This window comes from Limisphaerales bacterium, from assembly GCA_014382585.1.
Lineage (GTDB): Bacteria > Verrucomicrobiota > Verrucomicrobiia > Limisphaerales > UBA1100 > JACNJL01.
Window position 1 is genome coordinate 1 of the sequence record JACNJL010000047.1, and the last position, 7,785, is coordinate 7,785.

Below are 7,785 nucleotides of genomic sequence, written 5' to 3' on the forward strand. Positions count from 1 at the left end.
GATCCGCTTTTATTCGCACTCAAACTCACGGCGTTAAGCCTTCGTCTGGATTGATTCTATAAACCTCTATATTTTGATCAAAAATCCCACACTCCATTAACACTGAGATATGGGGAAAACGTTGGGAGAATTGGGTCTCTCAGGGTTTTCTGAATAATCGGTGTGATAGCTGAATTTCCCCGGAAAACGGGGAATTCTATGTTCGTTGGGTTCGATTCCCAAAACACATCGCCTGTTTACGTTCGGCGGCATGGGCGAGGCAAGCGCGTAAATCTTCCTCGGTCAACTCTGGGAAATCAGAAAGTCTTACAGTGTGGCTCATGCAATTGGCCAGTCTAGTACGTCCGCCACGTACGCAGGGGCGCCCGCTGCGTTTGCCCGGCTCGATGGCAATGCGCTCTTTGTAGTCCGACGAGAGGGGAATTGATCACAAGCACATTGGGTTTGCGCGTCACTTCTCCAACTTCTCCAAAAAGGCGCGGCAGCTGAAGGCGACGAACATGGCGAGATCTTTGTCGCCGGGGAGGACGACGGTGGCGGGGGTGTCAGGCGGGCGAATGGTTTCGGCGCGCTTGAGGGCGGCGGCCATGGGCTTGATTCGATTATTGTTTCATATCATCCAGAAACTCTGATTGCGGATTGACTGCAGTCACAAATAACCTGTCGCGTGCGCGGGTGCAGGCTACGTAGAGTAGATGCCTTTCGGTGTTGTAAACATCCTCGAGGTCGGCGGTGTCGGCGACGGTTTCGATGCGTTCCTGAAGCGGGATTACTTCATCATCGCAGGCCATCACCGCCACAGCCCGGAATTCCAGTCCCTTGGCCAGATGCATCGTGCAGATGTTAATGGCGGCTTCTTCGAAGTTCACGGCATCATCCAGCTCACTCCATTTCAAGCTGGCAGATTGAATCGCTTCCTTGGCCCGATTCACCTGTGCAGCGGATCTTACAAAAACACCGATTTCTGACTGGTGAAATCCGTTTGCATCCAATTCTTTCAACCAATGGCCAACAGCGATTATTTCCTCTTCTGCTGTGTCAAACGCGTCGAATTGAGGTTCTGGGCCGTTGAAGACGGAAACGGTTCCGCGGCGGTCTTCGGTGTTTCCATCCACATCTTGAAATTCAGGAGGCAACAATTGGTCGGCTTGTTTTCTAATTTGGTGGGACGTCCGGTAGTTGATGCGCAAGGTATTGGAGCGGCCGCGCACATCCACACCCAGTGCCAGCCAGGAAAATGGCGGTTGAAAGATCCGCTGGCCCAGGTCGCCGGCGAAAAAGAGACTGTTGGACCGGCCGCCACCGAGAGCTGCCAGAAAGCGCAATTGCGGCACGGTTAAATCCTGCGCCTCGTCCACCACGGAAAATTCAAACGGCGCATTGCCCGCTTCTGACAGGTGGTTGGCAAGACGAACAAACAACCCGGCTTGGGTGGTCAGTCCTTCTCCCGCCAGCTTTTTCCGGACCTTTTCGAACATCCCCCAGAGGATGTTCCGTTGGGTTTCGGCCAATCGAGTTTTCCGGCCCAATCGTTGGACGTCACGATAGGCTTCCCACGATTCGATTTGCCAGGCGTCCACCACCTGTTCCCATTCTTCCCAGAGAAATTTCTGGGTGAACCGTGACTCGGTCACTTCATTCGAAGCATCCGAAATCAAGTCCCGGATGCGTTCTCCGTCCGCCAATTCCATCTTTCCCCAGTTGGCCGTTGCGATGCGTTGAGCGATGGAGTCAATCGACTGCACTTCCAATCGCTCAGCAATCCTCGGCTCATTGCCGGCCAAACGTTGCAAGCGGGTCTTCAAGGCAGACGCCAAGGCATTGGAGAAAGTCGTCAGCAACACCCGGGCTTCGGGATTTTTTCGTGCCAAGTAAACCGCGCGGTGCAATGCCACGATTGTTTTGCCCGTGCCGGCCGAGCCCGCCACCCGCGCCGGGCCGTTGTATTCGCGTTCCACCAATAGCCGCTGGGCGGGGTGGAGAAACACCGTCCACTTGTCCCATGGAAACTCCAACGCGCGTTCCAGTTCCTCCTTGTTGCTCATCACGCGGAAACGGCGCTGCGCATCGGGATGATCAAACGGATCCGCATCCGGCGCCATCGGCTCGGGCATCACCGGCTTGCCGCCCACGGCCATTTCCAGCAACGCCTCCGACGCCTCGGGGGGAAGATGATCAGCCAATTCCAGAATCGAATCCTCGTCAGCTTGCCGGATGTCCGCGATCCATTCTTCCGGCACGCCGTAGCCGAGCAATTCCTCCTTCGGTGTGTCCGCAAACAATTTTGGCTTGGGTGGAGCCTCTTGCACGGCTTCCACATAAACGGGGATTGTGATTTCCTTCACCAACTCCCGCACCTCCACAATCTGCGCCGCGCCGGTCTTGGGGTGCTTCTCGACTTTGCGCCGCTCAGCCCAGTGGTAGGCGTCATCGTGATGGCCCACGAAGCAGAGCATCATGCTGGACTCCAATTTGTGAATGATCGCCCGGATGTCCCGGCTGACGCGCACGGACCAGAAATTTTTATCCTTGGATTTATCCAGCCGGTGAAACTTCATCCCCGGGTTGGCCGGATTCAATTGCAAATCAAACGCCGTGGTCTTCACCGCCTTTTGCTCATCACCCGTGAGCTTGGCGAGGCTGTTCTGAAACGTGTCTGCAATGCGGAAATCCATGAGGCTCAACTCAATTCGAGATCATCTAACAATTTGCCCGCGAACTTTGGCAGCACTTTGCCCAAGCGAAGCAACACATCCTGCTCATCTAATCCGCGCTTGGCGGCAATCGCGGCAATTCGGCTCACCACTTGTGAAGGCTCCATGGCATAAAGAACCAGCAAATAATCATCCGGATGCGACACCTCTATTGACCATGGAGCCAATGATGCTTCGGGGAAATCCTTGGTGTTGAAAGTGAGAATCAGGAAGCTACCCGCTCGGACGGCGGCCGCCAGTACATGCCGGTCTTTCTCATCATTGGTCAGCGTGGGCACGATATGTCCGTAATCATCCACTGCCGCTTGAGGAAATGCCTTTCGCAATTCTAATTGAAACGAATCCGCCAACTTTTCGGGCCAGTCCAAGACATCGACATGCACCCCTCTCACTTCGTCCAAAATTTCCGTGGACCAAACCGGCAGATACTGGCGGGGACGCTCGGCGAGCTTCAGCAGCAAATCGCATACCCCAAAATTGGCCAACACACAGGCGTCCAGCACCACCTTGAAGTCAGCCTTCATTATCCGCCGGTATATTCCGATTCATAGCGTCCGGCTTTGTCCACGGTTTCAGCCAAGCCATCCAGCACTCCCCGCCGTTCCTTGTCCCGCTTTGCCTCAAAGGCCAACAGATTCTTGAAGGTCACCCGGCGGTGAGAGCCCACTTTGTGAAAGCCGATCTTCCCCTCTTCCAGCAGGTTCACAAAATGCTGGCGCGACATCCCCAAGTGATCAGCCGCCGCCTGGGTTGTGAAGGTTTCATCTTCCGGGATCATCATGACTGCACGCTGTTCACTCATCAACCGGATTAGCCGCTCAATGTGTTGGAAAAAAACCTCCGGAATCTCCGTGCGATTGCCTTGATCATCGATCAGCGCCACATGGCCTGGCCGGGCAATCGCCGTCACCAATTCTTCGATCACTTCCGGAGACATCAGCGAAGGATCCAATCGGTTGTTTCTATTTGTAATCATAACGGGCAAACCAACCTAGCACACCCTCACCGTACCGCAAGCAAATAATCGCTATAAACGCTAATCCACTTTGAACACCTTCATTACTTCATCTCCCAAGTGGTTGATCACTTTCACGGCGATGCGGCCGGATTCGGGTTTGTCGAAGGGGCGGCTGAGGTCGCTGTTCAGGGTGGCCCAGGCTTCCTCGTTGATCTCTGCTTTTAGCGTGGTTTTCAGTGACTTGTACGGGTCATTGGCGCCGAGGAAATAGGCTTGGCGCACGAAAAAGCTTTCCTCGTTGTAATCCGTGTCGATGAGCCAGCAGGCGATGCCGGCGGCGCTGTCGCTGATCACCTCGCCGGTCTGCGGCTTGAAGACGTCCACGCCGTTGATCTTCACTTAGATTTGGCCATCCTCCGCGTCCTGCACGTCGATGTCCGGCTCGCCGAAGATGACGAAGAGGTTGCCCTTGCCGGTGTTTTTCAAATCCTCCGCCATGTGCAGGTCCGCGTTCATGCGGGCCTTGAGGATGGGCACTTTGCCGAGGCTTTGGAAATCGGATGCGTGGGCGTCGTAGTTGAAGGCGCAGGCGATGAGGGCGTCGAAGCCTGCATCGGCGGCCTCGCGGGCGGCGGCCACCAAATCCGCCCGGGCCACGGTGCCGAATTCCGGGCCGATGAAGATGCCCGCGCGCTTTACCGGCGCATTCTCCGAGTCGCTCTCCGTGTAGCGGCCCTCCGCGCAGATGTAATCGCCCGGCCAACCGTTCAACGAAGTGAAATCCAGCTTGTCCTCCTTGTGCGCCTGCTGCACGCCGGCCATTTTCAGGTTCTCCAAAATGATCGCCGCGAAGTCGCGCGCCGCGCCAAAGCCCAGCTTGTCCTCGGCCAGATTGCCGTCGATCAATTCATCCTCCTCATTCACACCCAAGACGCGGTGGGGCGAAAGGCTCTCCACCGTGAACGGCCCGGCCACGCGCACCTTGGATTTGTCCTCGTACGGCTTGTCGTAGAGATGCTCGAAATCCGCCTTGGCCGCGATGGAGGCATCGATCTCCTGCTGCCGGGCGATGCGTTGCTGCCACCATTGTTCGTGCGTTGCCTTGGCCGCGCTTGGCCAAGCGGTATCGGCTTCCCGTGGGATTTCCCATTCCTGCCAGCATTCGCCCAGCGCTTGGTTGAGCTGTTCGCGGAGCGGCTGGAGCGTCTCCTGAAACTTGTCCCAGATCACGTCGATCTCGGCGTTGTTGGCGATGGATTTGAGCGTGATGTGCGGCACGCGATCGTAAACGAATCCCTGCCGCACGAGGCCGTGCGTGGCCGCTTCGGACGGAGCAGAGCGGCTGACTTCGGCTTCCTTCGCTTGCCCTTCGCGGCTGTCGGCCAGCAGGTAGTACGGATAGCGAGCGCCCATGATGCGAGCGCGGGCCAGCGCCAGCGCGACACGCGACGTATCGATCGTGATCCACCGCCGGCCCCATTGTTCGGCGACGTAAGCGGTCGTGCCGGAGCCGCAAGTTGGATCGAGAACCAAGTCGCCGGGATCGGTCGCCATCAGCAAGCAACGCGCCACCAGTCGCGGTGATGTTTCCACGACGTACCGTTTGTCTGTCGCTCCGCCGAGGTCATCCCAAATGTTGTGGATGGCGTATGCTGCGAAGTCGTCGATCCGTCGGAGATAACGGATGGAACTCTTGAGTGGCATGACTCGCCCGGCAGACTTCAGGCGTTCCATTCCCGCTTCGCTCGTTTTCCACCGCGTTTGCATCGTCGGGCGATAAGTCTTTGCCGCAACTTCAACAGGAAACCACGACGCGGCACCTTCGCCCTTTTCTCGTCCCATGCTCGCCGACTGAAGATCGGAAGATGTGTAAAACACTTCTCCGGTTTTCAACGGCGTAATTCCAGACTTTTCTTCCTTCGTTGCTGGACGCCGCGAACCGTCCGACAGCAAAACGCCGGAGTAGTGACTTACGCCGTCCTGACCTACGACTTTTTCGTGATACAGTTGGCGATACTTGGTCGCTTCCCGTCTCTTGGCAAACCATAGAACATAGTCTGCCACGCCTGATAAGTAGTCGTTGGTAGACGACGTCGTTTTCGAGACGGAAATCAGAGAAATGAAATTGTCTTCCCCGAAGATTTCATCCATTAGTGCTCGCACTCGATGGACGTTTTCGTCCCCAATTTGCACAAACACCGATCCTTGATCTGAAAGCAAATCCCTCGAGGCAGTCAGCCGATCGCGGAGATACGTCAGATACGAGTGAATCCCATCTCGCCACGTATCGCGAAACGCCTTGACCTGTTCCGGCTCGCGGGTGATGTGATCGGCCTTGCCGTCCTTCACGTCGCGGCTGGTCGTGGACCACTGGAAGTTGCTGTTGAACTTGATGCCGTAGGGCGGGTCGATGTAGATGCACTGGACGCGTCCTCTGAGGCCTTCGCGTTCGGCCAGCGACGCCATCACTTGCAGGCTGTCGCCCAGAATCATGCGGTTCGTCCAGTTCTGATCGTGCTGGTAAAACTCGGTCTGGGCGGCCTCATCGGGCGCGCCATTGAAATCGGAGAAGAGATCGATCTGCGCCTCGGCGGCGTGTTCGCCGGCCTCGGTGCGCCGCAGGAGGTCGTCGATGAGCACCTTGGGGTGGACCTTTTCCTGAATGTAAAGCGGCGGCGCCGGCACGACGAGGTCGCTCCAATCCTGCAAATCCTTCCCGCGCCAAACCAGCTGCGGATCCAAATCCCGATTCCGCCGCTCGAAAGCCACCTGCAACGGATCCCGATCCTGATCCTTTAGCATCGCCTCATACTCGGCAGTGGGAATGTTGCGCCGAGTGGCCTCCTCGTGCTTGAAGGTGGCTATCTTCTTCTTTTTGGTTTTCTTTTTGGGCATAGGAATTGTGGCGGTTTAGGAGCCGAGTGAATCAGGATTTTTCAGGGATTTCTTTTCCTCGGAGACCAGCCGCCGTTCGACTTTTTTGACGTCTTCCGATGGGGGCAGTTTCTCAGGCCGAATACCACGATTGATGAGGGTGTCACGAACAGCCTTATTGTTGGTGATGTGCTCGGAGGAAATGGCGGCCTCGGCCGTGAGTCCGCGTTCCGTTGAGTTGAAAATGGTGATCTCGGTTGCGAAATCCTTGGCCTTGAGAATGATGGTGGGGGCAAAGTCCGCCAACGGTCGGCTGGCGGGCACGTTCCACTGTGATTTCATTTCCTGAGTAGTATTGCCGAAAAGAGCCTGATCGCCCTTGCTTCGGATAAGCCCAAAATTGCGATCTGCTCCGGTTTGCTCGTAAATAATTTTTGAGAGTTCCTTTTCCGTATTGGTGAGTTTCTTTCTGGCGTGGACTCGCTCTGTTTCGAGCATTTTCTGCTCAATGATCTCAGCTTTTCGGGTCTGGATGGCAAAATAGGTCTGTGCAAAGGCGATTTCCGGCTTCTTGGGATCACCGTTTTGGGCCACCAAGTAGCAGGCATATCGGGTGAGCATGATGTCATCGATCTCCCGCTGACTGCCGGAGCCGAGATCGACCATTTTCCTGACGTCAGGAAAATGGTCTATTACCTCATGACCTGACACCTCACAGGCAGTTTTTGCCTTGAAAACAACATTTTGAAAATTCTCCCATTTGGAGTACCCCAGCAGATGCTGTAAATCGCGGGCGAGCCAAAATTCGACTCCGTTTTCCGTTTTTTGGGCATGACCCTCAAAAGTGCTTGTGAGAGTTCGGATGATTTCTGATTTCATAAAGTGTTCTCCTTTTCCTGTATTGTGGCTGATTCCACCATCTTCTCGAACTCCGCCTCCACGCGGGCCTCGAAATCGGACTGGATTTCGTAGACGTCGGTGAACTCGGCGAAGGCCCAGCGGCCGTATTTTTGGTGGTTGTTCACGCCGGGAATCCAGTAGGTGTCCATGGTGGATTTCTTTTCGCGGGCGTCTTCCTGCCGGTAGCCCTTGATTTCCACGATGAGGTTGAGGGGATCGTCCGTGCCTTGGCCGTCATCCACCTGCACGATGAAGTCGGGCCGGTAGATGCGGTTTTCGCCTAGCCTGACCTATTCATCCCGAGGCAATTGTCGGGCAGTTGATGTTGGAATGCGGAGC

General features: G+C 55.9%; 6 protein-coding genes and 2 pseudogenes. All 8 read right to left on the reverse strand.

All coding sequences use genetic code 11. The annotated features are described in order from the left end of the window. Nucleotides 1–196: 196 nt before the first annotated feature. A complete protein-coding gene (locus tag H8E27_10850; GenBank protein MBC8326110.1) occupies nt 197–424 on the reverse strand; it encodes a DUF433 domain-containing protein in 228 nt (75 codons plus the stop codon). Between the two features lie 27 nt (nt 425–451). Continuing rightward, entirely contained in the window at nt 452–589 is a 138-nt protein-coding gene (locus H8E27_10855; protein MBC8326111.1) for a hypothetical protein, read from the reverse strand. A gap of 13 nt (nt 590–602) precedes the next feature. Beyond that, nucleotides 603–2,675 (reverse strand): DEAD/DEAH box helicase, encoded by a 2,073-nt coding sequence (locus tag H8E27_10860; GenBank protein MBC8326112.1) that lies wholly within the window; start codon nt 2,673–2,675, stop codon nt 603–605. A gap of 5 nt (nt 2,676–2,680) precedes the next feature. Further along, the gene (locus H8E27_10865) at nt 2,681–3,220 is read right to left on the reverse strand and encodes a PIN domain-containing protein (GenBank protein MBC8326113.1); all 540 of its coding nucleotides are present in this window, start codon (nt 3,218–3,220) and stop codon (nt 2,681–2,683) included. 17 nt (nt 3,221–3,237) lie between these two features. Continuing rightward, nucleotides 3,238–3,492: a helix-turn-helix domain-containing protein gene (locus H8E27_10870; protein ID MBC8326114.1), complete on the reverse strand. Its 255-nt coding sequence runs from the start codon at nt 3,490–3,492 to the stop codon at nt 3,238–3,240. Between the two features lie 258 nt (nt 3,493–3,750). Further along, nucleotides 3,751–6,567: pseudogene (locus H8E27_10875) on the reverse strand (site-specific DNA-methyltransferase). 15 nt (nt 6,568–6,582) lie between these two features. Next, on the reverse strand, nt 6,583–7,425 hold the full coding sequence (gene dinD / locus H8E27_10880; protein MBC8326115.1) for a DNA damage-inducible protein D: 843 nt from the start codon (nt 7,423–7,425) through the stop codon (nt 6,583–6,585). Next, nucleotides 7,422–7,721: pseudogene (locus H8E27_10885) on the reverse strand (restriction endonuclease). The gene dinD and the pseudogene H8E27_10885 overlap by 4 nt, the downstream one beginning before the upstream one ends. Nucleotides 7,722–7,785: the final 64 nt, after the last annotated feature.